Origin of the sequence: Propionibacterium freudenreichii subsp. freudenreichii, assembly GCF_000940845.1 — a bacterium.
Lineage (GTDB): Bacteria > Actinomycetota > Actinomycetes > Propionibacteriales > Propionibacteriaceae > Propionibacterium > Propionibacterium freudenreichii.
This window is the reverse complement of sequence record NZ_CP010341.1, coordinates 2,219,108-2,244,844: the sequence shown is the minus strand read 5'-3', so window position 1 is coordinate 2,244,844 and position 25,737 is coordinate 2,219,108. Positions and strand designations below refer to the sequence as shown.

The following is a 25,737-nucleotide window of genomic DNA, read 5'->3' as shown; positions in this document are numbered from 1 at the left end:
ATGAGCCCCGGCCGCGTCAGCGGGTGGGGCCGCCAATCAGACAGTTCCCGACCAGCAGAGGCAGCCCTCGTGACATCTTCGCTCTTCTCGCCACTGACCATCTCCGCGCCCGCCGGCGACGGCCTGACCCTGCGCAATCGCGCGATCGTGTCGCCGATGTGCCAGTACATCGTCGACGCGCACGACGGCGTGCCGCTCGACTGGCACCTGCAGCACTACGGCTCGCTGGCGGCCGGGGGCTTCGGCCTGGTGACCACCGAGGCGACGGCCGTGGAACCGCGCGGCCGGATCTCGCCGCGCGACATCGGCCTGTGGAACGACGAGCAGCAGCAGGTGCATGCCCGCATCGTCGACTTCGTCCACTCCCAGGGCGCGGCCATCGCCACCCAGCTGAGCCATGCCGGCGGCAAGGCGTCCACCTATCCGTGGCTGCCCGACCAGCCCGGCGGCACCGTGCCCGCGGACCAGGGCGGCTGGCAGACCGTGGGCATCACCGACCAGCCGGTCTTCCCCGGGCTGGACGCGCCGCAGGCGCTCGACGCGGCCGGTCTGAAGCAGGTCGTCGACGCATTCCGTGAGGCGGCCCGGCGTGCCGACGCCGCCGGCTATGACTCCATCCAGCTGCACGGTGCCCACGGCTACCTGATGCACCAGGCCCTGTCGCCGCTCACCAACACCCGCACCGACGAATACGGCGGCGACCTGCCGGGGCGTTCGCGGCTCATGCGCGAGATCGTCGACGCGGTGCGTTCGGTGTGGCCGGCCACCAAGCCGCTGGGCCTGCGCCTCAGCGCCACCGACTGGACGGAGCGCGGCCTCGACCTGGAGACCGCGGCCGCCGTGATGCACGAGCTGGTGGCCGACCACGGCCTCAACTGGATCGACGTCTCCTCGGGTGGCCTCAATGGCGGCCCGATCCCGATGGGCCCGGGCTACCAGGTGTCGCTGGCCACGGCCATCAAGGACGCGCTGGTCGACACCGATGCCGTCGTGTCGAGCGTTGGCATGATCACCGACGCCACCCAGGCCGAGACGATCCTGGCCACCGACCAGGCCGACGCCGTGAGCATCGGACGCGCCGCACTGCGCAATCCGCACTGGGCGGCGCAGGCGGCGGTGGAACTCGGCGTCCCGCTGGAGGACAACCCGGTGGCCGACCAGTTCTGGCGCGCCTACCTGTAGGCCGGCCACCCCTGTTCCCACGCCGCGGATGTCAGGCGAGTGCGGCCGTCAGCTCAGGCTCGACGACCGGCTCGTCTGCCTGCGTGCCCCGCTTGAAGGCCAGCCCCAGCCCCAGGCCGACCAGTCCGAGCGCGACGGAGAACAGCAAGCCCTCATGGACCCCGGCGATGGTCGCAGCCGACGAGGAGACCCCCGACTGCTCGGCGGCGCCGCGCCCGGCGCTCAGCAGACCGGCGGCAAAGGCGGTACCCAGGGCACCGCCCACCTGCTGCAGGGTGCTGATGGCGGTGGAACCGTCGGCGCCCAGACGGTCCGGCAGGGCATTGAGTCCGTGCGTCTGGGTGGGTGTCATGGCCAGCGGCACACCCACCATGAGCAGGCAGTGGAAGGCGACGAGCATCCACAGTGGGCTGTCGGTGCCCAACAGCAGGAAGGCGGCTGCGGCCACGGTGGCGATGGCGAAGCCCGCCCGGGCGATCACCCACGGACGGTGGGTGTCGGTGGCGCGTCCGGCCCACACCGACACCAGGCCGTTGACCACGCCGGCCGGCAACATGATGAGGCCGGCGGTGAACACGGCCACCGACCGTCCCTGCTCGAGGTACATCGGGATCAGGAAGATCGCGCACATCAGCAGGGCGTTGTTGGCCAGGATCAGCGCCGAGGCCACCGCGAAGTTCCGACGGGCGAACACCCTCACGTCAAGGATCGGCTGGGGCAGATGCAGCTGACGGTGCACGAACACGGCGAGTGCGACGATGCCCACCACGAAGCTGCCCCACCCCAGCGGGTTGGTGATACCAAAGGAGCCCGCGGAACTCATGGCGAACACGAAGAGTCCCAGGCCGATGGTTGACAGGCCGATGGAGGCAGCGTCGATATGCGGACGGGTGATGGGCTGCACATTGCGCAGGAACGTCGTCGAGACGCCCAATGACAGCGCCACCAGCGGAAGCATCAGCCAGAAGATCCACTGCCAACCGATCGTCTGCACCACGAGCCCCGACACGGTGGGGCTGATCGCCGGGGCGAACATGAGCACCAGGCCGACGAGTCCCATGGCGCTGCCGCGGCGTTCGGGCGGATAGGCGGCCACGGCGGTGGAGACGATGAGGGGGATGAGGATGCCGGTGGCGGCGCCCTGGATGAGGCGTCCGGCCACGAGCATGCCGAAGCCCGGTGCCAGTGCGCTGACCGTGGCGCCGACGGCGAAGAAGGCCAGGGCGGTGAACACCAACTGACGGGTGGTGAACCAGCGCACCAGCAGGCTGGACAGCGGCAGCAGCATGCCGACCATCAGCAGATATCCGGTGGTGAGCCATTGCGCCGTGGTGGTGCTGATGGCGAAGACATGCATCAGGTCGGGCAGGGCGATGTTGAGTGCGGCTTCACTGAACAGGCCGATGAACCCGGCGAGCAGCGGGCCCAGCAGCACCAGAAAAAGGCGCGTCGGGGTCTGGGTTGATGAGGTGGTCAAGGGGTGCCTTTCTCGGGGGATCGACGTGGAGATACCGACGGATCCCAGATACTTATTAAAACATACCTATTGCATCGTACACGTTTCCCGAGCAGACTGACGCCATGGACCAGCCGGCACGGGGCGAGGGCGTACACGACGACGATGCACCCGCGGAGCATGTACGCGGCGAGCACGCGGTGACGCCGTCCCCGGACGATCGACCCCGCGACAAGCAGCTCGGCGAACTGGCCGATCGCATCGTGCGGGTGGCACGCCGCATCGAGGCACATCGCTTCCGGGACCCGCTCATCACCCCGGTGAGCCCGCTGGAAGCCCTGTTCCTGCGCTACGTAGACGACCATCCCGGCACCAGCCCGGGGGTGTTGGCGCGCGACCTGATGGTGCGCAGCAGCAATGCCAGCGCCGGATTGCGATCCCTGGAGCGCAAGGGCCTGATCACCCGCGCTGCAGATCGGGACGACGCGCGCGTCACGCGGCTATTCGTCACCGACGACGCGCGCCGCGCCACTGCCCGCGTCCGGGCGGAATGGGCCCACCTGCTGAGCGAGCTCCTGCCCCCTTCGGTGAATGTGGCCGGGGCCCTCCACGTGTTGGAACTGCTGGATGACGCACCCGCGGAACGCGAGCCCTGACTGCAGGCCCGATTGCGCAGTCCAGTGCCCGGTCGGGTCGGGAGCCTCATTCGGGTGCACGCCTGGTGCGCCCAGCAGCCCGGCCCGGTGGCCGCCAGTAATCGATCAGATGGTGCGGACTCGGGGACTCAGCGCTGCATATCCACGAAGCGGCTGTAATGGCCCTGGAATGCGGTGGTGATGGTGGCGGTGGGGCCGTTGCGGTGCTTGGCCACGATGAAGTCGGCCTCGCCGGCGCGCGGGCTGTCGCGGTCGTAGACGTCCTCGCGGTGCAGCAGGATCACCATGTCGGCGTCCTGCTCCAGCGATCCGGACTCACGCAGGTCGGACAGCATCGGCTTCTTGTCATTGCGCTGCTCGGGGCCACGGTTGAGCTGGCAGAGCGCCACCACCGGGATCGACAGTTCCTTGGCCAACAGCTTGATCTGGCGGCTGAACTCACTGACCTCCAGCTGGCGGCTTTCCACCTTGCGTCCCGAACTCATCAGCTGCAGGTAGTCGATGATGATCAGCTTCAGGTCATTGCGCTGCTTGAGGCGACGGGCCTTGGCCCGGATCTCCATCATCGTCAGGTTGGGGGAGTCGTCGATGAACAGCGGCGCCTCCTGCACCTGACCGGCCTTGCGCACGATCTGGTCCCATTCCTCGTCGTTGAGCTTGCCGTTGCGAATGTGGTTCAGCGGCACGGTCGCCTCGGCACTCAGCAGGCGCATCACCAATTCGGTCTGGCTCATCTCCAGGCTGAAGTAGGCACATGGCAGCTTGTTGCTCACCGCCGCTGAACGGGCGAAGTCCAACGCCAGTGTCGACTTCCCGACGGCGGGCCGCGCGGCCACGATGATCATCTGGCCGCCGTGCAGGCCATTGGTGAGCTCGTCCAGGTCGATGAACCCGGTGGGCACCCCCGACATCACGCCGGTGTGCGATTCGATCGCCTCCATCTCGTCGATGGTGGGCTCGAGCAGCTCCTTCAGCGACTTGTAGTCCTCGCTGGTCTTGCCCTCGCTCACCTCGTAGATGGTCTGCTGGGCGGCGTCCACGATGTCGGGCACGTCGCCGGCGCCCTGGTAGCCGAGCTGGGCGATCTTCATCGACGCGTCAACCAGCCGGCGCAGCGTGGCCTTGTCGTGCACGATCTGGGCGTAGTAGCCGGCGTTGGCGGCGATCGAGATGGACTGCATCAGGTCGACCAGGCCGACACGTCCACCCACCCGCTCCAGTTCGCCACGCTTGTCGAGCTCGGCGGCCACGGTGACGGCATCGGCGGGTTCGCCGCGTCCGTACAGGTCGATGATCGCCTCGTAGATCGTCTCGTGCGCCGGACGGTAGAAGTCCTGGGGGCGCACCTCCTCGATCACGTCGGCAATGGCGTCCTTGCTCATGAGCATGGCCCCGAGCACGCTCTGCTCGGCACCCACGTCCTGTGGCGGAGTGCGATCAAGGTCGCCGGCCAGTGGCGGACGATCCATCTCTATGGCGCTCATTCGCTCCCTCTCCGAACGGTTGGTCCGAACGGCTCGTCGGGCACATGTCTTGTGGTCCCGATGGTCCTGCGCGGGCGGTGGTGACTGCCCGGCAAGCATTGTGCCCGCCGCCACCCACAGTTTTTGGCCGCGCACGGGCCGATCGGGTGCCCCGGCGTGGTCCTGTGCCCTGTCAGCGCGGTGTTTTCCGGTCGTGGTGCCCGTGTGGTTGGCCCATGTCGTTGCCCCGTGCGGACCCCGGCGGGCGGGGTGCTGGACGGTGGGGACGACCTGGTCGCGGCGTGTGCGTGCGGCTGTGGTTGTGGCGTGCGAGGCCCAACGGTAGCCGCCCCGAAAACCTGCGGCAAGGGTGGTTTTCCACAGGCCCTGTGGACGGCATGTGGACCGTTGTGGACGACCCGCCTGAGCGCATGTGGACGACGGGATACTGCCCGGAAAACTCGTGGACGGGTGCCGGGCGCACAGCCCCGCGGCGGCACTTCCACGCGGGGAAAGCGCGGAACTGACGTTTCCGGCGGGGCGGGGAGCATCCGCGTCCGCGTGGGGGATCGGTCGACGACCGGAAAGGAAGGGATCGCGGTGTGGGGATTGTCGGATGGCACTTATGCACAGCGAATGTGGATATCTCGGTTTTGTGCTGATCCCGGGTCCGTGGGCCGGACGGATGGGCGGGATTGGTGGGGTCGGGTACCGGGTCCGCGGCCCCGGAGTCGGAGCGCCCCGGCACGGGTCGGCGGGGCATGGCAGTGACGTGGCAGTGCGGCGGCGCGCCCCGGGTCCGGGTGCCGGCGATGCCCGCACCGGGGGCGTCCGGCCTTCCGTGGATGGGCCTGATGGGCATACCCTGTGGGGGTATCGTCCTGAGCGCTTGCCAATACCCCCCGGGGGTATTAATCTGACGTCCGTGAGTGAAGCAACGAAGGCTCGCGGGGTCACCGACCTGCCGCTGGCAGCCGATCCGGAAAGCACGCCGGCACCAACCGCCACCGTGGATGATGCGCATGGCGATTGTGGCTGCGATGGCGAATGCAATCACCACCACGGCTATCTGGATAACAAGGAGAACTACCTCAAGCGCCTGCGGCGCATTGAGGGCCAGGTGCGCGGGCTGCAGAAGATGGTGCTCGACGAGAAGTACTGCATCGACATTCTCACCCAGATATCGGCCACCTCGAAGGCGCTGCAATCCGTGGCGCTGGCGATGCTCGACGAGCACATGAGCACCTGCGTGGTGCGCGCTGCCCGCGAGGGCGGCGACGAGGCCGAGATCAAGCTGGCCGAGGCCTCCGACGCCATCGCCCGGCTGGTCAGGTCGTAGCCAATCGGGTCCGGCCATCGCGCCGCGACCCCCCATCTGCGAATCACGCCCCGCTGAGTCGCGCCGGGTCGAATCAGACACGGTCCCTCAGCGGACAGCACATCAACAACCCCTCAGAAGAAGGAAGTACCACCATGAAGAGCAAGTACGTCGTCACCGGAATGACCTGCGGACACTGCGTCAACCACGTCACCGAAGAGGTCTCGGCGCTGCCGGGCGTCCGCAAGGTGAAGGTGAAGCTCGACGACGGCTCGATGGCCATCACGAGCGCCGAGCCCATCGACTTCGACGCGATCAAGGCCGCCGTCACCGAGGCCGGCGAGGACTACCAGGTGCAGCCCGCCTGACGCGGAACTGACCTGCCCGGCCCGACGCGCCGTGGCCCACCGACCGTGGGGCCACGTTTCGCGTGCCGACGGGTGCCTCCACGCCCCCCACCCCGTTGAAGGGAATCCGATGACCAACAGTGCGCATGAGCAAGCAGGCGGCACTTCCACGCCGCCCGACGCGGCAACTGGTGGGCGCTCTGGCGCCCCGGACCTGGTGGCTGGTGGGCGCTCTGGCGCCCCGGACCTGGTGGCTGGTGGGCGCCCTGGCGCCCCGGGCCTGGTAGCTGATGATTCGGCCGGCAACACGGTCGTGCTCGACGACACCATCACCATTCCCGACGATGCCCGCGACCTGGTGAGCATCGACCTCGACGTCACCGGCATGACCTGTGCGTCGTGCGCCTCGCGCATCCAGAAGAGGCTCAACAAGGTCGACGGCGTGGAGGCGGCGGTCAACTACGCCACCAACAAGGCGCATGTGACGGCGCCGGCCGCCACGCGCCCCGAAGCCCTCATCGAGGTGGTGCGCGACGCCGGCTACGACGCGTCCCTTCCCACGCCTGACACCGACTCCGACGAGCTGGCCAGTGCGCATGCCGATTCCATCAGGCGACGCCTGATCGTGGCGGCGATCATCTCCGTGCCCGTGATGGTCGTGGCGATGGTCACCCCGCTGCAGTTCCCGGGCTGGCAGTGGGCAAGCCTGGTGGCCGCCACGCCCGTGCTGTTCTGGTGTGGTTGGGGCTTCCACAAGGCCACCTGGACCAACCTCAAGCATGGCTCGGCGTCGATGGACACGCTGATCAGCGTCGGCACCATCTCCGCCTACCTGTGGAGCGTCTACTGCCTGGTCTTCGGCAGCGCCGGCATGATCGGCATGCGCCACGAGTTCTCCTTCGCCCTGTCGCACCACGACGCCCTGGGCAGCGTCTACTTCGAGGCCGCGTGCGGCACCATCACCTTCATCCTGTTGGGTCGCCTCATCGAGGCCCGCTCGCGCCGCGAGGCCGGCTCTGCACTGCGGGAGCTGCTGAAGCTCGGCGCCAAGCGCGTCCGCCTGCTCGACGACGACGGCACCGAGCACACCGAGCCCATCGAGGCGCTCGCGGTGGGCCAGCAGTTCGTCGTGCGTCCCGGCGAGAAGATCGCCTCCGACGGCGTGGTCACCGCCGGTGAGGCCGCCATCGACACCCGCGTGATCACCGGCGAGTCGGTGCCCGTCGAGGTCGGCCCGGGCGACCGCGTGGTGGGCGCCACGCTCAACACCAACAGCCGCCTGGTGGTGCGCGCCACCGCGGTGGGCTCCGACACGCAGCTGTCCCAGATCGCGACGCTCGTGGAGCAGGCCCAGACCAGCAAGTCGAACGCCCAGCGCCTCGCCGACCGCATCGCCGGCGTCTTCGTGCCGGTGGTCATCGTGCTGGCGCTCGTGGCCCTGGTGGCCTGGCTGATCGCCGGTGCGGGCATCAGCTTCGCGATCACCGCCGCCGTATCGGTGCTGATCATCAGTTGCCCCTGCGCGCTCGGGCTCGCCACGCCCACCGCACTGCTGGCCGGCACCGGACGCGGCGCACAGCTGGGCATCGTGATCCGCGGACCCGAGGCCCTGGAACGCGCCAAGACGATCGACACCGTCGTGATGGACAAGACCGGCACCCTCACCAAGGGCGAGATGGCCGTGCAGCACGTGGTGGTCGCCCCTGCAACCGATGGACGCAAGGACGTCGGTACCGACGCCGTGCTGCGGCGCGTCGCCACGCTCGAGGCCGGCTCGGAGCATCCCATCGCCGAGGCCATCGTCGCCTTCGCCGAACAGGCGGGCGTCGAGCCGGAGGCCGCCGACGACTTCCAGATCATCCCCGGACTCGGCGTGCGCGCCACCGTGGCGGGGCAGGCCTCGCTGGCCGGCAATGCCGCGCTGATGGAACGCGAGGAGCTGGTGGTCCCCGCCGAGCTGGTCGCCGCGGCACACAGCGCCGCCGACGAGGGCGCCACCGTCGTCTTCGTCGCCTGGCAGGCCGCAGTGCGGGGCCTGGTGACGGTCAGCGACGAGATCGCCGACACCTCGCAGCGCGCCATCGAGCTGTTCCACCGGATGGGCCTGCGCACCGTGATGCTCACCGGCGACAACGAGCGCGCCGCGCGTCACATTGCCGCCCAGGTGGGCATCGACGAGGTGCACGCCCAGGTGTTGCCGCAGCAGAAGCTCGAGGTGGTCACCCGGCTGCAGTCGGGTGACGCCGGTCAGGGTGTCCCGGGACTGGAGGGTGGCTCCGATGGCTCGGGCCGTCAGGCCTCCGGGCAACAGGGTCGTCAGGAGCACCGCGTGGCGATGATCGGCGACGGCGTGAACGATGCCGCCGCCCTGGCCGGGGCTGACCTCGGCATCTCCATGGGCTCGGGCACCGACGCGGCGATCGCCGCCAGTGACCTCACGCTGATGCGCCACGACCTGGTGCTTGCCGTGGACGCCATCCGCCTGGCCCGGGCCACGCTCGGCACCATCCGGGGCAACCTGTTCTGGGCCTTCTTCTACAACGTCTGCGCCATTCCGATTGCGGCATTCGGCCTTCTCAACCCCATGATCGCCGGCGCTGCGATGGCATTCAGCTCGGTATTCGTCGTGACGAATTCGCTGCGGTTGCGCCGCTTTCGTCCGACTCCCGAGGTAGCGCGCAGCTAGCCCGAGCAGGCGGCAGGGCACCCCTGACACCGGGGGATGGACCACTTCAAGTACGTGGCCCGTCCCCCGGTGTCGTCATGTGGAGGCCACCATCGGGCGGGCCGGCGTGGGCATCCGGTAATCTGCGCGTGACGCCCGGACCGGCGTCGTGGTGAAAGGGCGAGACGTGAGCAACCAGCAGGGCATGGCCAACCAACATGGCGTCGGCGGACCGTCGATCAAGTACCCGATCACCGGCGCGTGGTGGGGTGACCCCGACGCCGAGCCGGTGCCCGAACCGCGTCCCGATGCCGAGGGCAAGGTGCGCCGTCAGGCCTTCAGCGTCACCCTCAGCTGGCCCGACGCCTGGCAGCTGACCCGCGACGTGCTGCTTGCCGATTCTCGCGCCATCGAGGCGGGCCACAAGATCGGCGACACCGATGAGAGCAACTGGCTCAACTACGGGGTCACCTATCTGTCACAGTTCGTGGGGGCGGTGTCGCTGGGATGCGGCATGCTCACCGACGTCGGCACGCGCCTGCGCGGTGCCATCGACGCCGACCAGCCGGTGCTCGTGCCCGACTGGCTGGCGGAGCGTGGTGCCGGTGTGGCGCCCGAGCAGATGCCGGCGGTGATCGTCGATTTCCTCGCCCAGCGGCTGGTGGCCGAGCAGGAGTCCGATCCGACGATCGCGGCCCGCGCCTACGGCATGCTCGTGCTGCGTGCGGCGCTGCGCGACGACAAGTCCGAGTTCGCCGACCTGGTGAATCCGCAGGCCGAGCCCGAGTGGCTGGTGCCCGGCGTGCAGGACGCCTGCATCGCCGTGGCCGTGATGGCCGCCGGCGTGGCGTGGGGCGAGGAGCAGAAGCCCTCGGCCGTGGTGGCCGAGACCGGTTATGTGTTCCCCGGCGAACGGGTTGCCGCGCTGCTGCGCGCCGTCAAGGTCTGACCGCGACGGGGTTCGGGCCGGGCGGAGCCTGACCGGGGGAGTCCCGGCGCGGACTGCCCCAGTGGGTCGTGCGCGGAGCATGGTGACGCCGCGGCGCAGGGCGTTGCCCGGGCCGCTACTTGAGGATGGCGTAGGCGCCCATGAGCACCACGCCGGGGACGAAGAGGACGAAGCCCGCAATCAGCAGTGCCCGTGCCGGGCCGGCATAGAAGCCGCGTTTCAGGGCCAGGCGTACCGCGCCGATGATTGCGCCGAGGACGCCCACGACGAGCCCGAAGGCGGCCACGATGGTGCCGAGAGCCAGCAGGGGGTTACTCATCACGTGGTCGATGAGGTCATGCATCGTCTCTTCTTTCAGGTCGATCAGGTGCGGCCGGGGTTGGCACGCAATGATGTGGGCCCCGCTCCGGTCGTCGCGACCAGTGCGGGGCCCACATCAGAAAATTGGGTAGCCGGAATCAGTGAACCTGGGCGAGGGGGTTCTTGCGGGCCTCGTCCTCGGCCTTCACGTCGTCGAGGCCGGCGGTCACCGACGAGCTGAGCGCCGAGATGCTCGCCTTGGTCTCCTCGATGGTGGCCGTGGGCATCTTGACCTTCTTCACCTGCAGCCAGCCGATCAGTCCCATGACGGCGGCCAGCACCAGCGCGATCACCGCGAAGGTGACGAAGGCAAGGGCCAGGGCGGTGAACCAGTCACGCCCGGCCACGTAGTGGTAGAAGTTCGCCACACCGAAGGTGGCGGCCCACAGCAGGCACTTGAAGGCGAAGAACGCCGAGGCTCCGGCGCCGCCGAAGAGCCCGCCGCCAATGCCCGCGTGCTTTGCGGACGGCACGAGCTCGGCCTTCGCCAGCTCCTTGATACCCGCGATCATCTTGGGGATAGCGCCCTTGATGGTGGCGATCTGGTCACCCAGGCGTGGACGATCTGACATGCTCATTCCTCCGTAATCACAGGTACCGGCTAGATAGAGACTAGTGGTTTCGCGGTACTTCAGTGAATCACCCGGCCATTGCCGTGGTGACAATGGGGGTGGTTTCGCGCAGGCCGATGCCCAACATCTGCAGGTTGCGGCGGCAACGAATTGTTGTGGGCTTTCCCGGTGATGCCGTGCCGACGCCGGCTCGACGGTGGCCGGGGCAGCCGTGGCAGTGGCAGGTGTGGTCGTTGATGGGCCGATGGTTGACGGGGCGATGCCTGATGGGCGCGACGGCTGACGGGGGCGAGGGCGCAGTGGGCCCGGTGTCGGGTGGGGTGACGCGCGACCGTCAGGCGTCCGCCGCTCGGTGGGCCCGCACCCTGCGCCGCAGCAGCACCGAGGCCAGGACCGCCGAGATCACGCTGGCCAGCAGCACCGCGGCCTTCGCCTCATCGAGCAACTGGGCGTTGTCGGCGAAGCACAGCTCGCACATGAGCAGCGAGATGGTCAGGCCGACGCCGCCGAGTTGCCCGGCGGCCACCACATCGCGTCCGCCGAGTCCACGTCCCAGCTCGGCCGGTGAATGACGCACCGTCAGCATCGTGCCGGCCAGGATGCCGAGCGGCTTGCCCACCACCAGGCCCGCCAGGATGCCGAGTGCCACCGGCTGGGTCCAGATGGCGCGCAGCAGGCTGGCGTCCACATGCACTCCGGCGCTGACAAGGGCGAACAGTGGCACCACGAGTCCGGCCGACCACGGTTCGACGGTGGCCTTCCAGCGGTCGAGGGGCTCGTCCATGCCCTCGGCGGTGTTGCGCGTGAGCAGCCCGACGGCGACGCCGGCCAAGGTGGGATGGATGCCGGAATTGAGCATGCACCACCAGGCGAGCGCGCCCAGTGGGAGGTAGAGCCAGCCGTTGTCGATGTGGCGGCGTTGGCCCAGCCACCACAGGGCCATCGCGGCCAGTGAGCCGGCCAGCCAACCCCACGAGATCGTGTCGGTGAACACCACGGCGATCACCAGGATCGAGCCGAGGTCGTCGACCACCGCCAGGGTGAGCAGGAAGGCCCGCAGTGAGGGGGGCATCGATTTTCCGGCGATCGCCAGCACCGCCAGGGCGAAGGCGATATCGGTGGCCATCGGAATGGTCCAGCCACGCAGCTCACCGTGCCCCAACACGTTGACGAGCAGGTAGCAGCCGGCCGGCACGATCATCCCGGCCGCGGCGGCGACGATGGGCACCACGGCGTCGACCGGACGACGCAGGCTCCCCTCGGTGAACTCCCGCTTCAGTTCCAGCCCCGCCACGAAGAAGAACACCGTGAGCAGGCCGTCGCTCACCCAGCCGGCGAGCGTGTGCGAACCCAGCTGGAATTGGGTGAAGCCGTGGTAGCTGGACTGCGACAGGCATGCCCAGACGATGGCGACCGCGGCGGCGGCCAGCATGATGAGGCCGCCCACCGTCGAGGTGCGCAGGGCATCCGCGAGGTGCAGGGCGTTGGCGTGGGAGTGGCGACGCGGCGCGCGCAGGCGCGGCCACCAGTGGGTGTTCCGAGTGGGTGATGTGGGCATCGATTCGCTTTCGTGCTGGACGACTCAGCCCGCCGACAGGGTCGGCGTCAGCTCTTGTTCGTCGACCAGACTTCCCGACACACCGTGGATCAGTTTAGACGGTGGGGGAAGGGTCCCCGGACGCGGCGGGTCCTGCCCGCGGGCGGAGTGCCGAGCTGATGGTCCCTCCAGCAGTCACGGGATGTGATGGCGTTGAGCGTCCCGCCGGGAGTGGGCGCAGTGCACGAGGTGCGTGCCGCTAGAGCGGAATACGGTGCCAATGATCCTTCCGCTACAGCGGATGCTGTGCCGATGATCCTTCCGCTAGAGCGGAATGATGAGCGCATCATCGCTGAGCACGATGGGCGTGGTCAGCTCGTCGTGGTCGACGTAGGCGCGGTAGCACGACAGCTGGTAGGGCAACCGCAGCTCTGATCCTGCCGACGCCCCGTCGTAGATTGCGCCCACCGCGGTGAGCAGGCGGTCACGCCCGAGCTCCGGTAGTGCCGCGACGCGCGGCTGGCTGGCGGCCATCGCGATCAGTTCCTGGCGCGTCACCGGCACCCAGATGCGGAAGTCCCGCTGCTCATGGCGCGGGAAGTACTTGCTCGAGATCAGCGTCTGAATGGCGCTGGCCCCCACATCGGCGCTCATCGCATTGGGATCCACGGTGCGCATCACGGCCACCAGGCGTCGCACCCACGGCACGGAATCGTCACGCACCAGGTAGGAGGCGCCCACCCATCCCCCCGGCTTCAGGACGCGGGCGAACTCGCCAAGCACCAGCCCCGGCGCCAACTTGTGCAGTATCTGGTGGGCGAGCACCACGTCGAACTGGCACGGCTCGAAGGGCAGGGACTCGGGGCGCGCCACCACATACTGCAGCTCGGGGAGATCAGGCCTCGGGTTGAGGTCGTGGTCATCGTCGACGATGCACCACACATGCTGTCCGCGGCGGGCCAGCTTGCGGGGCAGCCCCGCTCCGGGGCCAAGTGTGAGCACATGGCGGTCGGTGCGCTCGCCGACCAGCCATTCCAGCGCAGCGTCGGGGAATCGAGGGGCACCGGAAGACATGTACCCATCCTATGAGCGTGGTGGTCTCCCTTCGGTCGAGGTTCAAGCGGTCTGTCGCTGCCGGCTGCTCGTGGTTCTTGCTGGAATTGTGGGCGCGCGCCGGCCCGGACGCGCTTGTCCACAGGTGCCGCTGTTCCGGGGATTGGTTATCCACAACGTGGAGGTGGCGCGATATTTCGTGGTGTCCACGCACACGCTCATAGGTATGAACGACTCCCGCCGCGAGCCCAGGCGCATGCGATCGCCCAAGGATCTGCCCAACCCCAAGCCGTGGGGTAGGCCGTCGCACGACCCGGCCGTCCTCCCCGTGGCGGCCAACGGGGTGGAGCCCACCGCGATGGAATACAGCGCGGCGGGACACGGTGCGACGCCCGGCACGATGGGACATCGCCCCGTCGTGCCGCAGGGCCCGGTCCGGCGAGGCCCCCGCCTCCTGCGGGGTGGCACGCACCCGGCGGGCGACAACCCCGATCTGGAGCGCCAACGACTCGGAGCGATGGTCCCCGGGCGATCCACCCGCGGAGCCGGAAGCTCCCGTCGGGGGATGCCCGGTGGGGAGGGGCCGTTCCCGTTGGTCGTCTGCCAGGACCGTCGGCTCATGGACATCGTCATGTCGGCCGCCGCATCGTGCGGCACCGATCCGCGCTTCGTGCGCGAGCCCGACGACATCCGACGGTGGTGGGCGCGCGCGTCCACGGTGTTGGTCGGCGTCGAGATGGCGCCGGTCGTCGCCGGGCTCGGGCTGGCTCCCCGCACCGCCGTGCACCTGATGGCCGCCGACGCCGCGGAGGTGACGGCGTGGTCGGTACCCCTCAGCGCGGCCGTGCTGGTGCTTCCCGACCAGGCAGGTTGCCTGCCCGCCGTGCTGGGACAGGCAGACCCCGGCCCCGGCGGCAGGGCCACGGTCATCGACGTGATGGGCGGCAGCGGTGGGGTGGGGGCCACTACCCTGGCCGCGGCACTGGCCCAGCGATGCTCCGCCCGGAACGCCCGATCGGCCCTGATCGACCTCGACCCCTGCGGCGGGGGCCTCGACCTCATGTTCGGCGCCGAACGCGAGCCCGGATGGCGCTGGGACGACCTGACCTCGGTGTCGGGCACGGTGAACGACATCGCCGCCCGGCTGCCCCGGGTTGGCGGCTTTCCGGTGTTGTCGATGGGTCGCCCCGGCGCAGACCACGCCGGTCCGCAGCTTCCGGGTGCGGCCGCGGTGCGGGCAGTGCTCGACTCGATGTGCCGCAATCTCGACGTGGTGGTGCTCGACGATCCCAACCCCCAGAACTGGCCGGGTGCCGAGAATGCGACGCGCGTGGTCGTCGTGGCCGGTCATGTGCGCGCCGTGATGGCTGCCCGCGCACGGACCCTTCAACACAGTTGGGGCGACGCGCAGGTGGTGGTGCGCACCGGGCCCGGCATGGGGCTCGACCCGAGGGCGGTGGCCGACTGCCTGGCGCTGCCGCTGGCCGGCAGCATCTGCACCGATCGTCGGCTGGTGAGCGGGGCACAGGTGGGCGAGCCGCCCGGACGCCAGCGGGCCGGCAGGTTCGCCAAGCAGGTCGACGCCCTGCTCGACGCCGTGCTCGGCAGGATCGAGGGGGAGTCCCGTGCGCGACGATGACCTTGAACTGCTGCGCGGCTGGCTGGCCGGGCGCGGCAGCGACTGGGGACCCCAGGACGTGGCCGTGGGGCTTGACCGGCTCGGCTTCGTCGTCTCCGATGCCGCTGTGTTGTCCGCCACCGACGCGTTGCGGCGCACCAGCGTCGGAGCCGGTCCCCTTGAGCCGCTGCTCAACCTGCCTGACGTCACCGATGTGCTCGTCAACGGCGCCGACCAGGTGTTCATCGACCGGGGACGCGGCCTGGAGAGGACCCAGGTGTGCTTTGACAGCGACGACGAGGTGCGCCGATTGGCCACCCGCCTGGCGGCCTCCGCGGGTCGCCGGCTCGACGACGCCGCACCCTGGGTGGACGCCCGGCTGCCCGACGGCACCCGGCTGCACACCGTGCTGGCCTGCCTGGCAGAGCCGGGCACCTGTATCTCGCTGCGCGTGCCGGCCCGGCGCCGGATGACCCTCGATCAGCTCACCACAGACGGCAGCATCGACGCGCGCATCGCCGACGTGCTGCAGGGGCTGGTGGCCAACCGCGCCGCCTACCTGGTCACCGGGGGTACCGGCACAGGGAAGACCACCATCCTGGGCATGCTGCTCGGATTGGTGCCCGACAGTGAGCGGATCGTGATCGTCGAGGACTCACGCGAGTTGAATCCGACCCACGACCACGTGGTGCGCATGGAATGTCGCCCCGCGAACGCCGAGGGCGTCGGATCTGTGGCGATGACCGACCTGGTCAAGCAGGCACTGCGGATGCGCCCCGATCGCCTGGTGGTCGGCGAGGTCCGCGGTCCCGAGCTGTGCGATCTGCTCACCGCCATGAACACCGGCCACGAGGGCGGATGCGGCACGGTGCACGCCAACTCCGTCACCGACGTGCCTGCCCGCCTGGAGGCCCTGGCTGCCCTGGGTGGCATGGGTCGCGAGGCGTGCCATGCCCAGATGGCCTCCGCGCTCGACGCCGTCATCCACCTGCGGCGCGGACGCGATGGGCGTCGCGGCGTTGCGCAGATCGGCGTGGTGAGCGTCAACGACGACGGCCGGGTCTCCATCGCCGAGGCGCTGCGCGGGGCCCCGGGAGCCGGGTCCGTCCCGGCGCCGGCCTGGGGTGAGCTCGCCGCCCTGGCGGGGGTGACGCCATGAACGTCGCCATCTTCGTGGCGCTGGCCGCGGCCGTGTGGCTGTTGGTGCCGGCACGGCAGGAGAAGAGGCTCGCCGGCCTTGATCTTGATGCCAGGCCGCTGCCCCGGTGGCCTGGCATCGTGCTAGGCGTCCTGGCCGTGCTGGGCCTGCTGGGAGCCTGCCTGGCCTTCGTGCCCCACTATGTGGCGTGGGGGCTCATCGCCTGCGTGCTGGGTGCCACCCTCGCCTGGGAACTGCGCATGCACCGCGCCGAGCGATCAGCCATCAAGAGGTCGCAGGAGGTGGCCCACGCCTGCCGCGTGATGTCGGCACAACTGCGCATCGGGCAGACACCGGCCCAGGCGCTCGCCGTGGCCGCCGAGGAATGCGAGGTGTTGGCGGGATGCCGGGCAGCCCAGCAGGTGGGTGCCGACGTGCCCCGCACGCTGATGGCGGCCGGTGACCTCCCGGGTTGCTCGGGGCTGGCCGCCCTGGGACGGGCCTGGAAGCTGTGTGAGCGGTCCGGCAGTCCGCTGGCCCCGGCGGCCACCCGGGTGTCGCAGACGGTCGATGGTGATGCCCGCCTGCGTGCCGATATCGCCGCCGAGCTCGCGGTGCCGCGTGCCACCGGACGGTTGCTGACGGCGCTGCCACTGCTGGGTATCGGCATGGGATTCGTCTCCGGCGGCGACCCGGTGGCATTCCTCACCACCACCATGATCGGCAAGGCGTGCCTGGTCGGTGCGGTGGTGCTGGTGTGCGCCGGACTGGTGTGGACCGAACTGTTGGCAACGCGAGCCCAGGAGCACCGATGATCAGCCCGGCCGTGGTCGCAGGGCTCGCCCTGCTCGTCGCCGGGTACTGCCTGTTCGGCGGCGACGAGGACTCCCGGCTGCGCCGCCTCGGCGCGCCCGATGCGCTGGTGGGCAGCGTCGAGGAGGTCCCCACGCAGGGCCTCGGGCAGCGTCAGCGGATCATCGGGTCGGTGGCCGTCGCGCTGGTGTCCGCGCTGCTGGTCCCCATGCCCTGGGGCCTGGCCGTCGGTGCCGCAGGAGCCGTCGCCGCCTACTACGTGCTGGCGCGGTTGGAGAGTGGGGCCACCCGGGCCCGACGCGAGGCGCTGCTGGGCCAGCAACCCGAGGTGCTGGACCTGATTGCGGCCGCACAGGAAGCCGGATCACCCCTGCGGCGGGCAGCCGGCGAGGTGGCGGCGCTGGCCCCTGAACCCTCCGCCTCGGTGCTGCGTGAGGTGGACGCGCACCTGCGCGTGGGCTTCAGCGAGGCCGAGGCCTGGCAGAGCCTGGCCGACGATCCGGTCTGGGGCAGCACGGCCCGCGACCTGGCACGCAGCGCCCGCACCGGTGAGGCGGTGGCTGACACGATTCACCTGCATGCCACCAGGACCCGCGAGGCCCACCGCGACCATCTGAACAAGAAGGCCCGCACGATGGCAGTCAAGTCCGTGGGGCCGATGATGGCGTGCTTCCTGCCTGCCTTCATCCTGGCCGGGGTCGTGCCCATCTTCGTGGGAATCGCCTCGCGCTACCTGGGATGAACCGACGACGCCGCGTCCCCGCGCGGCGGGACAGCCCGGTGGCAGCGGGCCGTGGCGTCGCTGAAGTGGGAGCGGCTGAAGTGGGAGCGGGCTGTGGCTTCGCTGCGGGCCCGACGCGGGCCCGTGTCCCGGTCAGTCGACCCGGATGCCGAATGCGGCGAGCAGGCCGGGTGCCTCGAGCGCCGACAGCTTCAGGCCGCGGGTCTGGTTGTCGCGGGGATCGAAGAAGTATCCGCGCGAGCCACGCAGGTCGGCCTGGCGCAGGTCCGTGCCGTGGAAGCGTGCCCCGGTCAGCTCGCAGTTGCCCAAGGTCGCCTTGGACAGGTTCGCGTCGGTGAAGTCGGTGTCACGCATCGAGCAGTCAATGAAGCGGGCACGCGAGAAGTTCACCCGCGACAACGAGGCGTAGTCGAGGATGCAGCGCTCGAAGGTGATCGTCACCGGCGGCAACAGCGACAGGCCGGCCCGGGACCAATCGGCCCCCACGAGCTTGCAGTCGACGAAGCGACACCGGGTGAACACGGTGCCCACCAGCTGCGCGTTGGCCAGGTTGCACTCGTGGAAGTCGCAATCCTCCAACGCCGAGCTCTTGAGCGTGGCGCCCTCGAGGTTCACGGCCTCGAAGTGGCAGTCCTGCAGGTCGGCCTCGGTGATCAGCACACCGGGTGCCGATCCGGAGAGGGTCTGGTCACTGAGTGCATTGCCATCGGGGTGCAGGAGCTCTTGAATCGCCGTCACCGCGCCAAGGGTACGGGCATGGCGCCGGTGTCGGCCTGCCGCCCGGCGAGGTGTTGGCATTGTCGCGGCCGGTGTTGTCCTGCTGAGCAACTGCCACCGGGGGCGCACACAGTCCTGGTGTCACCGCACGTGCGGCTGACATCGAGAAAGGAATGGCAATGACATCCCAGTCATCCACCACCATGGTCGCCACACCCGATGTCCATCAGGACGGCAATTTCTACACCGTGCCCGCCCCGGCACCGCTCAAGCCGAAGGGCCGCCTGGCCCTGGCATGCGATCGGGCCCGTGGGCGCAGCCTCATCCTGGCGGAGCGGGGCATGGCCACCGCCGAATACGCCGTCGGCATCCTGGCAGCGGTCGCCCTGGCCCTGTGCCTGCTCAGGGTCTTCACCGACAACGAATTCTTCTCCAAGATGCTCAAGTTCGTGACGGACCTGATCGGCAAGGCCGGAGCCAAGATCGAGTGATGGACGCGAGGCTGGTTCGGTGATGGCGGGGCGGGTGGGATACGACGGTGGGCCGTATCCCACCCGCCCCGCACCAGGAGCCCGGGCACAGCAAGGTTGGCAGGCACAGCAACAGTGGTGAGGAGGAGTCATGGGCACAAGGGCAGGGCGTCGCGCCGTGATGCACGCAGCGCAGGCCCCGGCAAGCGAATACCCGCACCGGAACCCCCGGCCCGGAGACGCAGTCCGGCGCACCCGCTTCGGACGTACGCGTGACCGGGGGATGGTCACCGCCGAACTGGCGGTGGGCATCCTGTCCGTCGCGCTTCTGGCCGGCATCTTCTGCTGGGTCGTTGCCGTCATCGGGGTGCAGATCCGTTGTGGTGATTCGGCGGCCCAGATCGCCCGGCAGACGGCCCGGGGCGACCAGGCTGCCGTGCAGCGCGCCCGTGCCGGGGTTCCCCGGGACGCCGAGATCGACATCAGGTCCTCCGGGTCCGACGTGGTGGTCACGGTGAAGGCCGAGTTGAGCTGGGGCAAGGTGGGGCCGGTCACCGTCTCCGGCTCATCGCGGGTGACCCGGGAGGCCGGCGTGGAGGCCGGCTCGTGAGCCGCGCCGTGAGCCCGATCGGGGGTCACCGGCGAGGGGCACTGGTGACTCGCGGGCCAGGTGCCCGATGGGCGCGCCGCACAGCGCACCGCCACCCGGTCGAACGCCATGGGGTTGGGCCCCGTGTCCCGGGGCGCAGCGACGAGCGCGGATCGGGGTCGGTGCTCGCCCTCATCATCGTGCTGGTCACCTGTGTGGTGGCGTACTGGACGGTCGTCTTCGCCGGCTGGGTGGGCAGCATCCACCGCGCCCGATCGGCGGCGGACATGGCATCGCTGGCCGGGGCCCACGCGCTGCAGGTCAATGGCGACGCCTGCTCCGAGGCGCGTCGCATCGCCACCAGCAATGGTGCCGAGCTCACCGACTGCACCCCCACCCGGGGCATCGGCGAATATGTCGTGGAGGTCACCATCGCGATGCCCCTGACACCCTCGTTGCCCGGAGCCCCCAGCAAGGTCAGGGAGACCTCCACGGCAGGGGAAGTGCAGCGTTGATCACCGGTCGGTCGGCGAGGCCGACCCGCCACGACGATCAGGCCTGGACGGAGGAGCCGGCACGGGGAGTGGGTCAGGTCCGGAAGGGGAATCGGTCAGGTCCGGAAGGGGAATCGGGCAGGTCCGGAAGGAAAACTGGTGGGGGCCCGGGACGGAGCCGCTCAGGCCCCGAAACGGGCCACGAGCCTGCTGATGGCCGCCGTCTGGTCCTCGAGGGAATCACCGCGACCGACTGCCACGCCCACCAGGAAGGCGGTGAGTGGGGCGCCGGGGCGGGAGGGGCCGTGTGCCACCTGCGAGATGAGGTCCAGCACCGGCTTCTCCGCTTCGGCCGGGAGCCCGTCGTCAAGGCCCAATTCGCCGGCGACGGCGGCCAGCCAGGTCCGCATGCGGGCCATCGTCTCGGGGTCGTCCTTGTGGTGGGCCACGGTTTCTCCTATCGGCCGAAGATGTGTGCGTCATCCTTCCACGGCCTTGGATAGCATGAATCTTCGACCTTGGAGGGCACCGTGCTCGACGCTGCAACACTCGATTCGCTGGCGGCGGCCTTCGCCGCCCTGGGGCGGCTGCACCGCGAGGCCCCCGACGAAACCGCCCTGCGCGGATTCCGCGACCTCATCGAGGACTGGCCATTGGCCGCACTCGAACCCGAGGGCAAGGATTCTGCCGCAGGCCCTTCCAACGCAGGCCCTTCCAACGCAGGCCCTTCCAACGCAGGCCCTTCCAACGCTGGGCTTCCCAGTGCCGGGCTTCCCAACTCGGGGTCTTCGAGTGCAGGACCTTCGAACCCCGGGCCTTCAAACCCGGCGCCGGCCGGTGCGGCAGCTGTCGGTGAGGCCGGCACAGCGGACGCATCGACCCGCACACGGTGGCACGGTGGCACGGATGCCGGACGCGCCGCCACCGGGGCAGGCATGGAACAGATCCGGGAATCAGCGCGTGCCGGCGAGACCCCTGAGGAGATTCGACGCGACCACGACCTGCTCTACGGGGACACCGCGGCAGCCCGGGTGGCGCCCTATGAATCGGTGCACCGGGGCGTCGACGGGCTCGTCTTCGGCGAGGCGACGCTCGAAGTGCGTGCCGCCTACCAGGCGCTGTCGCTGCAGGCCCCGAAGCTCAACCAGGAACCCGACGACCACATCGGCCTGGAATTCGACTTCATGGCCCAGCTGACCCTGCAGGTGATCGACGCGCTCTACGGCGATGACGCGGCGCGCGCGGAAAAGCTGATGACGCACGGCACCGATTTCCTGCGCGACCACCTGCTTGCCTGGGCACCACAGATGCTCGACCTGGCCACCCAGCACGCACAGACGCACTTCATGAAGGGCGTCGTGCTGCTCTCGATCGGAGCCCTGGACAGCTACGCCGAACTGCTCGACCTGCCGTTCGAGCGCCCGTAGCGGCCCGGCAACGTGCGCAGCCGGCGCGATGAATGACCACCGGGTGGGTGACCCTGCCAGGTGGATGGCCTCGCCCGGGGGATGGCCCCGCCAGTTGGACAACCCGCCCGGCGGATGGTTCCGGGCGATGCACCACCCCGCACGATGCCATCCGGCCCGGGCGGTTGCCATGGGGCGCATCGTGGCCCGGATCGGGCGTCCGGCATCATGGGGCCATGCCATCCCACCGCACGGACACCGACGTCACCCCGGCTGACGCCACGCGGTCCCTGTTGCGGTGGCTGGCGGCCCACGACCTGCCCGACGAGGTGGTGCTCACCTGCGCCGACGCGCCGGTTCCAGCCGTCGCCCCGGACACCCTGACGGTGCAGGTCCCCGACGGTGTGGCCTCGGCCGGCATCGGACTGCCGGCACAACTCCTGGCAATGGGCGTGGCGCACATCGCCATCGAAACCTGCAGCTGCCACGAGCCCTCCGACGAGCAGGCCCCCTCCGACGAGCAGATTCTCCCTGACCAGCAGATTTCCCGGGACGAGACGGTGCAGCGCTGGCCAGCAGCGCTGAAGGACGTCGAGGTCCGCCACCCGGCATCGAACCCTGCTGCGGACCGTCCGGGCCCGGACCACCCACGGCGACGCCCACGTCACCTCCGACGCCCCTCGCTGCGGACACCCGGCAGGGCGCCGTCGGCAGGCACCCTGCGCCTGGGCAACGTGCCGGTCCCGCGACGCATGGTGCTGGGCGTGGCACTGGCCGGGCGCGCCCGCCTCGACCTGTCCCGCGCGGAGCCCGAACGCGTCCACGATGCACTGCGCCAGCTCTCCGAACAGGGCCGGGCCGACCTGACCCGGCTGCACGACATCGCCCCGACACCCAGCCCGGCCCCCGTGCTGCGCGCCGAGGGCTGCGTGGCCTGCGGGGTGTGCGTCATGTCCTGTCCCCACGGGGCCCTCGGCCTTGCCGACGGCGACGACGATGGGACGACCCTGCTCATCCACCTGGCCGAAAAGTGCCGCGGAGAGATGTCATGCCTGCGGCTGTGCCCGGCCGGCGTCCTGACCACACCGGCCGCGCACCCCGCGCCGCAGACGCCCCGGGACGAGGCATCGCCGCCGCAGACCGGATCACGGATGGATGGTGGATCGCAGCGTCCCGTCAGCCGGCAGAAGCGCACCCCGTCACGCGCATCCGCCACCGACGACGTCCCCCACATTCCGATGGAACAGCTGGCCGAACGGCCCCACCGCGCCATTGCACGGGTCGCCACCGCCCGCTGCGCGCGGTGCGGCACGCGCCACCCGGCGTCGCAGGGCACGCTCTGCCCCACCTGTCATTTCCGCAGCACCCATGCCTTCGGATCGGCGATGCCACCCGCTCTGGCGAGGGCGGCCGGCGCGGATAACGGCGCCCACCGTCCCCGCCAATAGACAGCAATTTCACAGCTGATAGCCTCGCGCCACCCGGCATATCTCGAGGGATGGGGACTTCATGGCTGGCACTGATCCAATGGATGGCACAAGCCCAATGGATGGCACAGACCCGATGACTGGCACTGATTCGATGGCTGGCGCAGGCTCCGCCGCCGGCACCACGACAGCGGACCCACAGCACACCCAGCATCACCCGTCGCCCACCCGGCGCACCTTCCTCAAGTGGTCGGCCGCCGTCGGGGGAACCGCCGCGCTGGCCAGCACCGTCACCAACCTGGGGATGCCCCACGGCTCGACGGCACACGCCGCCACCGAGGGCATCGCCGACGCCGATCGCACCGTGTGGTCGGCGTGCACGGTGAACTGCGGATCGCGCTGCCCGTTGCGCCTGCAGGTGAAGGACGGCACCGTCGTGCGGGTGCTGCCCGACAACACCGGCACCGACCAGATCGGCAGCCAACGCGTGCGGGCCTGCGTGCGCGGACGCTCCATCCGCCATCGCATCTACAACCCCGACCGCCTCAAGAAGCCGCTGAAGCGCAAGCCCGGCACCAAGCGCGGCGACGAACAGTGGCAGGAGATCTCCTGGGACCAGGCGCTCGACGAGATCGCCGCCAAGATGACCCAGATCAAGGCCGACTACGGCAACGAGGCCATCTACATCAACTACGGCACCGGAACGCTGGGATCCACGATCTCCAAGTCATGCGACGCGGACGTCTCGGCATTCGCGCGGCTCATGAACACCTGGGGCGGCTACCTCGACCACTACTCCGACTACTCCACCACCGAGATCACCGCCGCCTACCCCTATTTCTACGGCTCGTGGGTGGACGGCAACTCGTTCGACGACGTGGCCACCTCGCACCTGCAGGTGTTGTTCGGCAACAACCCGATCGAGACGCGCATGTCGGGCGGGGGACAGTTGTTCGTCACCCAGCAGATGCGCAAGGAACACGCCGTGCGCACCATCGTGATCGACCCGCGCTATTCCGAGACCGCCGTCGACCTGGCCGATGAGTGGATCCCCATCCGCCCGGGCACCGATGCGGCGCTGGTGGCCGGCATGATCCACGTGATGGTCGCCGAGAACCTGCACGACCAGGGCTTCCTCGACACCTACTGCATCGGATTCGACGACGCCCACATGCCCGACGGCGCGCCGGCCAACGCGTCCTATCGGGCATACCTGGCCGGACGCGGCGCCGACGGCGTCGAAAAGACCCCGGAATGGGCGGCCTCGATCACCGGGGTGCCCGCCGACCAGATCCGTCGATTGGCCCGGGAGATCGCCCTGGCCAAACCATGCGCCATCACGCAGGGATGGGGCCCGCAGCGCCAGGCCAACGGCGAGAACACCGCCCGGGCGATCTTCCTGTTGGCGGCCGTCACTGGCAATATCGGTGTCTCCGGCGGCGGCACCGGGGCCCGGGAGAGCGCCCGGTCGATCTCGTTCGTCACGCCGTTCAACAAGGGCACCACGAACCCGTCGAAGAAGATCATCCCCGTGTTCGCATGGCTCGACGCCATCGACCACGGCGAGCAGATGGACACCTTCAATGCCGGGGTGTGCGAGAAGCCGGCGTCGATGGCCCGTGAGGCGAAGGTTCCCGTTGACGACAACGGGAACCCCACGAACATCAAGCTCGATGTTCCCATCAAGATGGTGTGGCAGTACGGCGGAAATTCGATCGTCAACCAGACGGGCGACAACAACAAATCGGTCGAGATCCTGCGTGACGACTCCAAGTGTGAGCTGATCGTCAATTGTGATATCCAGTACACCACATCATGCCGCTATTCGGATTATATTCTTCCCGGAACGTCTGCGGCCGAGGAGGCCGATATCCATCCCGGCTCGAATGGTGGCCCGATGGCATACGGAATCATCTCCCAGCAGGCCATCGAACCGCTCTACGAGTGTCACGACATCTACTGGATCTGCACCCAGCTGGCCCGTCGCCTCGGCACGGAGCAGGCCTTCACCCAGGGTCGCAGCCGCGAGGACTGGCTGCGTGCAACCATCGACGCCACGCGGGCGAAGGTCCCCGACCTGCCCGACTATGACGACTGGAAGCAGAGGGGCATCTTCCGCAAGGACATGGGTCCGGTCATCGCCCTGGCCGACTTCCGCGCCGATCCCGTGGCGCATGCGCTGGAGACGCCCTCAGGGAAAATCGAAATCTATTCCCAGCGCCTCGCCCGGATGTCCGAGAAATGGGAGTACGGCGTCTTTCGTGACAAATTGCCCGGTGATTCCCTGCACCCCCTGCCGGAATTCGTCGACACCTGGGAGGGTGCGCTCGCCGCACGCGCGTCACGCGAATATCCGTTCCAGGTGATCGGCCACCACTACAAGGCACGCACCCATTCCACCTACGGCAATGTCGACTGGATGAAGGAGGCGCACCGCCAGCAGGCATGGATCAACATCCTCGATGCCCGCAACCGCGGGATCGCCGACGGCGACCAGGTGTTCCTCTACAACGACCGCGGCACCATCCGCCTGGAGGCCAAGGTGACCGAACGCATCATGCCCGGCGTCATCTCCGTGCCGCAGGGCGCCTGGTACGCCCCGAAGTCCGCCGACGAGGTGAAGCCGCCGCCCGGGGCGAATCCCGAGCGTCCCGTGGACACTGCCGGCTCGGTGAATTCCCTGACATCGCTGCACCCCTCGCCGTTGGCGCGGGGCAATGCGGTGCACACCACCATCGCCAATGTGGTCAAGGCCTGAGGGGGAC

The 25,737-nt window shown here is 69.3% G+C and carries 24 protein-coding genes; 16 read left to right on the top strand and 8 right to left on the bottom strand.

What is annotated here, in order from left to right; genetic code table 11:
- Nucleotides 1-69 precede the first annotated feature (69 nt).
- Nucleotides 70-1,182, top strand: a complete 1,113-nt coding sequence (locus RM25_RS09810) for an NADH:flavin oxidoreductase/NADH oxidase (protein ID WP_013161920.1) — start codon at nucleotides 70-72, stop codon at nucleotides 1,180-1,182.
- 31 nt (nucleotides 1,183-1,213) lie between these two features.
- Here RM25_RS09810 and RM25_RS09805 read toward each other — a convergent pair whose 3' ends face one another.
- Nucleotides 1,214-2,659: a DHA2 family efflux MFS transporter permease subunit gene (locus tag RM25_RS09805; protein ID WP_158487057.1), complete on the bottom strand. Its 1,446-nt coding sequence runs from the start codon at nucleotides 2,657-2,659 to the stop codon at nucleotides 1,214-1,216.
- Between the two features lie 104 nt (nucleotides 2,660-2,763).
- On the opposite strand from RM25_RS09805, the gene RM25_RS12020 reads away from it, so the two are divergent.
- Nucleotides 2,764-3,294: a MarR family winged helix-turn-helix transcriptional regulator gene (locus tag RM25_RS12020; protein WP_013161918.1), complete on the top strand. Its 531-nt coding sequence runs from the start codon at nucleotides 2,764-2,766 to the stop codon at nucleotides 3,292-3,294.
- A gap of 128 nt (nucleotides 3,295-3,422) precedes the next feature.
- Here the strand turns inward: RM25_RS12020 and dnaB are convergent, their stop codons facing one another.
- On the bottom strand, nucleotides 3,423-4,763 hold the full coding sequence (gene dnaB / locus RM25_RS09795; protein ID WP_370695567.1) for a replicative DNA helicase: 1,341 nt from the start codon (nucleotides 4,761-4,763) through the stop codon (nucleotides 3,423-3,425).
- A 1,003-nt stretch (nucleotides 4,764-5,766) separates the two neighbouring features.
- Between dnaB and RM25_RS13295 the strand changes: the two genes are divergently transcribed.
- From RM25_RS13295 to RM25_RS12015, 4 genes are all read left to right on the top strand, one after another.
- Nucleotides 5,767-6,096 (top strand): metal-sensitive transcriptional regulator, encoded by a 330-nt coding sequence (locus RM25_RS13295; protein ID WP_036940579.1) that lies wholly within the window; start codon nucleotides 5,767-5,769, stop codon nucleotides 6,094-6,096.
- A 134-nt stretch (nucleotides 6,097-6,230) separates the two neighbouring features.
- A complete protein-coding gene (locus tag RM25_RS09785; RefSeq protein WP_013161915.1) occupies nucleotides 6,231-6,443 on the top strand; it encodes a heavy-metal-associated domain-containing protein in 213 nt (70 codons plus the stop codon).
- A gap of 109 nt (nucleotides 6,444-6,552) precedes the next feature.
- Complete coding sequence (locus RM25_RS09780; protein ID WP_052809188.1) at nucleotides 6,553-9,108, top strand: heavy metal translocating P-type ATPase; 2,556 nt, start codon at nucleotides 6,553-6,555, stop codon at nucleotides 9,106-9,108.
- Between the two features lie 166 nt (nucleotides 9,109-9,274).
- Nucleotides 9,275-10,036, top strand: a complete 762-nt coding sequence (locus RM25_RS12015; RefSeq protein ID WP_013161913.1) for a hypothetical protein — start codon at nucleotides 9,275-9,277, stop codon at nucleotides 10,034-10,036.
- 115 nt (nucleotides 10,037-10,151) lie between these two features.
- On the opposite strand, the gene RM25_RS09770 is transcribed toward RM25_RS12015, so the two are convergent.
- The 4 genes from RM25_RS09770 to RM25_RS09755 all read right to left on the bottom strand — a co-directional run bounded on the left by RM25_RS09770 (nucleotide 10,152) and on the right by RM25_RS09755 (nucleotide 13,579).
- Nucleotides 10,152-10,379, bottom strand: coding sequence for a hypothetical protein (locus RM25_RS09770; protein WP_013161912.1), 228 nt, complete (start codon nucleotides 10,377-10,379; stop codon nucleotides 10,152-10,154).
- A gap of 115 nt (nucleotides 10,380-10,494) precedes the next feature.
- Complete coding sequence (locus tag RM25_RS09765; protein WP_013161911.1) at nucleotides 10,495-10,968, bottom strand: phage holin family protein; 474 nt, start codon at nucleotides 10,966-10,968, stop codon at nucleotides 10,495-10,497.
- Between the two features lie 334 nt (nucleotides 10,969-11,302).
- Nucleotides 11,303-12,526, bottom strand: a complete 1,224-nt coding sequence (gene nhaA, locus RM25_RS09760; protein WP_052809187.1) for a Na+/H+ antiporter NhaA — start codon at nucleotides 12,524-12,526, stop codon at nucleotides 11,303-11,305.
- A gap of 303 nt (nucleotides 12,527-12,829) precedes the next feature.
- Entirely contained in the window at nucleotides 12,830-13,579 is a 750-nt protein-coding gene (locus RM25_RS09755) for a class I SAM-dependent methyltransferase (protein WP_013161909.1), read from the bottom strand.
- Between RM25_RS09755 and ssd the strand changes: the two genes are divergently transcribed.
- From ssd to RM25_RS09735, 4 genes are read left to right on the top strand one after another with little or no spacing between them, the layout of a single operon-like run.
- Nucleotides 13,578-15,197 (top strand): septum site-determining protein Ssd, encoded by a 1,620-nt coding sequence (gene ssd, locus RM25_RS12795; protein ID WP_080774544.1) that lies wholly within the window; start codon nucleotides 13,578-13,580, stop codon nucleotides 15,195-15,197. The genes RM25_RS09755 and ssd overlap by 2 nt on opposite strands.
- Nucleotides 15,184-16,335, top strand: a complete 1,152-nt coding sequence (locus RM25_RS09745) for a TadA family conjugal transfer-associated ATPase (RefSeq protein WP_013161907.1) — start codon at nucleotides 15,184-15,186, stop codon at nucleotides 16,333-16,335. The genes ssd and RM25_RS09745 overlap by 14 nt, the downstream gene beginning before the upstream one ends.
- The gene (locus RM25_RS09740) at nucleotides 16,332-17,129 is read left to right on the top strand and encodes a type II secretion system F family protein (RefSeq protein WP_013161906.1); all 798 of its coding nucleotides are present in this window, start codon (nucleotides 16,332-16,334) and stop codon (nucleotides 17,127-17,129) included. The genes RM25_RS09745 and RM25_RS09740 overlap by 4 nt, the downstream gene beginning before the upstream one ends.
- Nucleotides 17,126-17,869, top strand: a complete 744-nt coding sequence (locus tag RM25_RS09735) for a type II secretion system F family protein (protein ID WP_044636395.1) — start codon at nucleotides 17,126-17,128, stop codon at nucleotides 17,867-17,869. Before RM25_RS09740 ends, RM25_RS09735 begins: the two co-directional genes overlap by 4 nt.
- A gap of 132 nt (nucleotides 17,870-18,001) precedes the next feature.
- On the opposite strand, the gene RM25_RS09730 is transcribed toward RM25_RS09735, so the two are convergent.
- Complete coding sequence (locus RM25_RS09730; RefSeq protein WP_036940518.1) at nucleotides 18,002-18,607, bottom strand: pentapeptide repeat-containing protein; 606 nt, start codon at nucleotides 18,605-18,607, stop codon at nucleotides 18,002-18,004.
- A 158-nt stretch (nucleotides 18,608-18,765) separates the two neighbouring features.
- On the opposite strand from RM25_RS09730, the gene RM25_RS09725 reads away from it, so the two are divergent.
- From RM25_RS09725 to RM25_RS12790, 3 genes are all read left to right on the top strand, one after another.
- Nucleotides 18,766-19,077 carry a DUF4244 domain-containing protein gene (locus RM25_RS09725; protein ID WP_013161903.1) on the top strand — a complete coding sequence of 104 codons (312 nt, stop codon included), beginning with the start codon at nucleotides 18,766-18,768 and terminating at the stop codon, nucleotides 19,075-19,077.
- A gap of 130 nt (nucleotides 19,078-19,207) precedes the next feature.
- Nucleotides 19,208-19,666: a TadE family type IV pilus minor pilin gene (locus tag RM25_RS09720; protein WP_013161902.1), complete on the top strand. Its 459-nt coding sequence runs from the start codon at nucleotides 19,208-19,210 to the stop codon at nucleotides 19,664-19,666.
- Nucleotides 19,663-20,160 carry an Rv3654c family TadE-like protein gene (locus tag RM25_RS12790; RefSeq protein WP_311317193.1) on the top strand — a complete coding sequence of 166 codons (498 nt, stop codon included), beginning with the start codon at nucleotides 19,663-19,665 and terminating at the stop codon, nucleotides 20,158-20,160. Before RM25_RS09720 ends, RM25_RS12790 begins: the two co-directional genes overlap by 4 nt.
- A gap of 161 nt (nucleotides 20,161-20,321) precedes the next feature.
- On the opposite strand, the gene RM25_RS09710 is transcribed toward RM25_RS12790, so the two are convergent.
- Nucleotides 20,322-20,558: a DUF6457 domain-containing protein gene (locus RM25_RS09710; protein ID WP_044636858.1), complete on the bottom strand. Its 237-nt coding sequence runs from the start codon at nucleotides 20,556-20,558 to the stop codon at nucleotides 20,322-20,324.
- Between the two features lie 516 nt (nucleotides 20,559-21,074).
- Between RM25_RS09710 and RM25_RS13570 the strand changes: the two genes are divergently transcribed.
- The 3 genes from RM25_RS13570 to RM25_RS09695 all read left to right on the top strand — a co-directional run bounded on the left by RM25_RS13570 (nucleotide 21,075) and on the right by RM25_RS09695 (nucleotide 25,730).
- Nucleotides 21,075-21,566: a TorD/DmsD family molecular chaperone gene (locus RM25_RS13570; protein WP_052809186.1), complete on the top strand. Its 492-nt coding sequence runs from the start codon at nucleotides 21,075-21,077 to the stop codon at nucleotides 21,564-21,566.
- A gap of 215 nt (nucleotides 21,567-21,781) precedes the next feature.
- Nucleotides 21,782-22,993 (top strand): 4Fe-4S dicluster domain-containing protein, encoded by a 1,212-nt coding sequence (locus RM25_RS09700; protein WP_044636393.1) that lies wholly within the window; start codon nucleotides 21,782-21,784, stop codon nucleotides 22,991-22,993.
- A 115-nt stretch (nucleotides 22,994-23,108) separates the two neighbouring features.
- Nucleotides 23,109-25,730, top strand: coding sequence for a DMSO/selenate family reductase complex A subunit (locus tag RM25_RS09695; RefSeq protein WP_230640177.1), 2,622 nt, complete (start codon nucleotides 23,109-23,111; stop codon nucleotides 25,728-25,730).
- The last annotated feature ends 7 nt before the right edge of the window (nucleotides 25,731-25,737 follow it).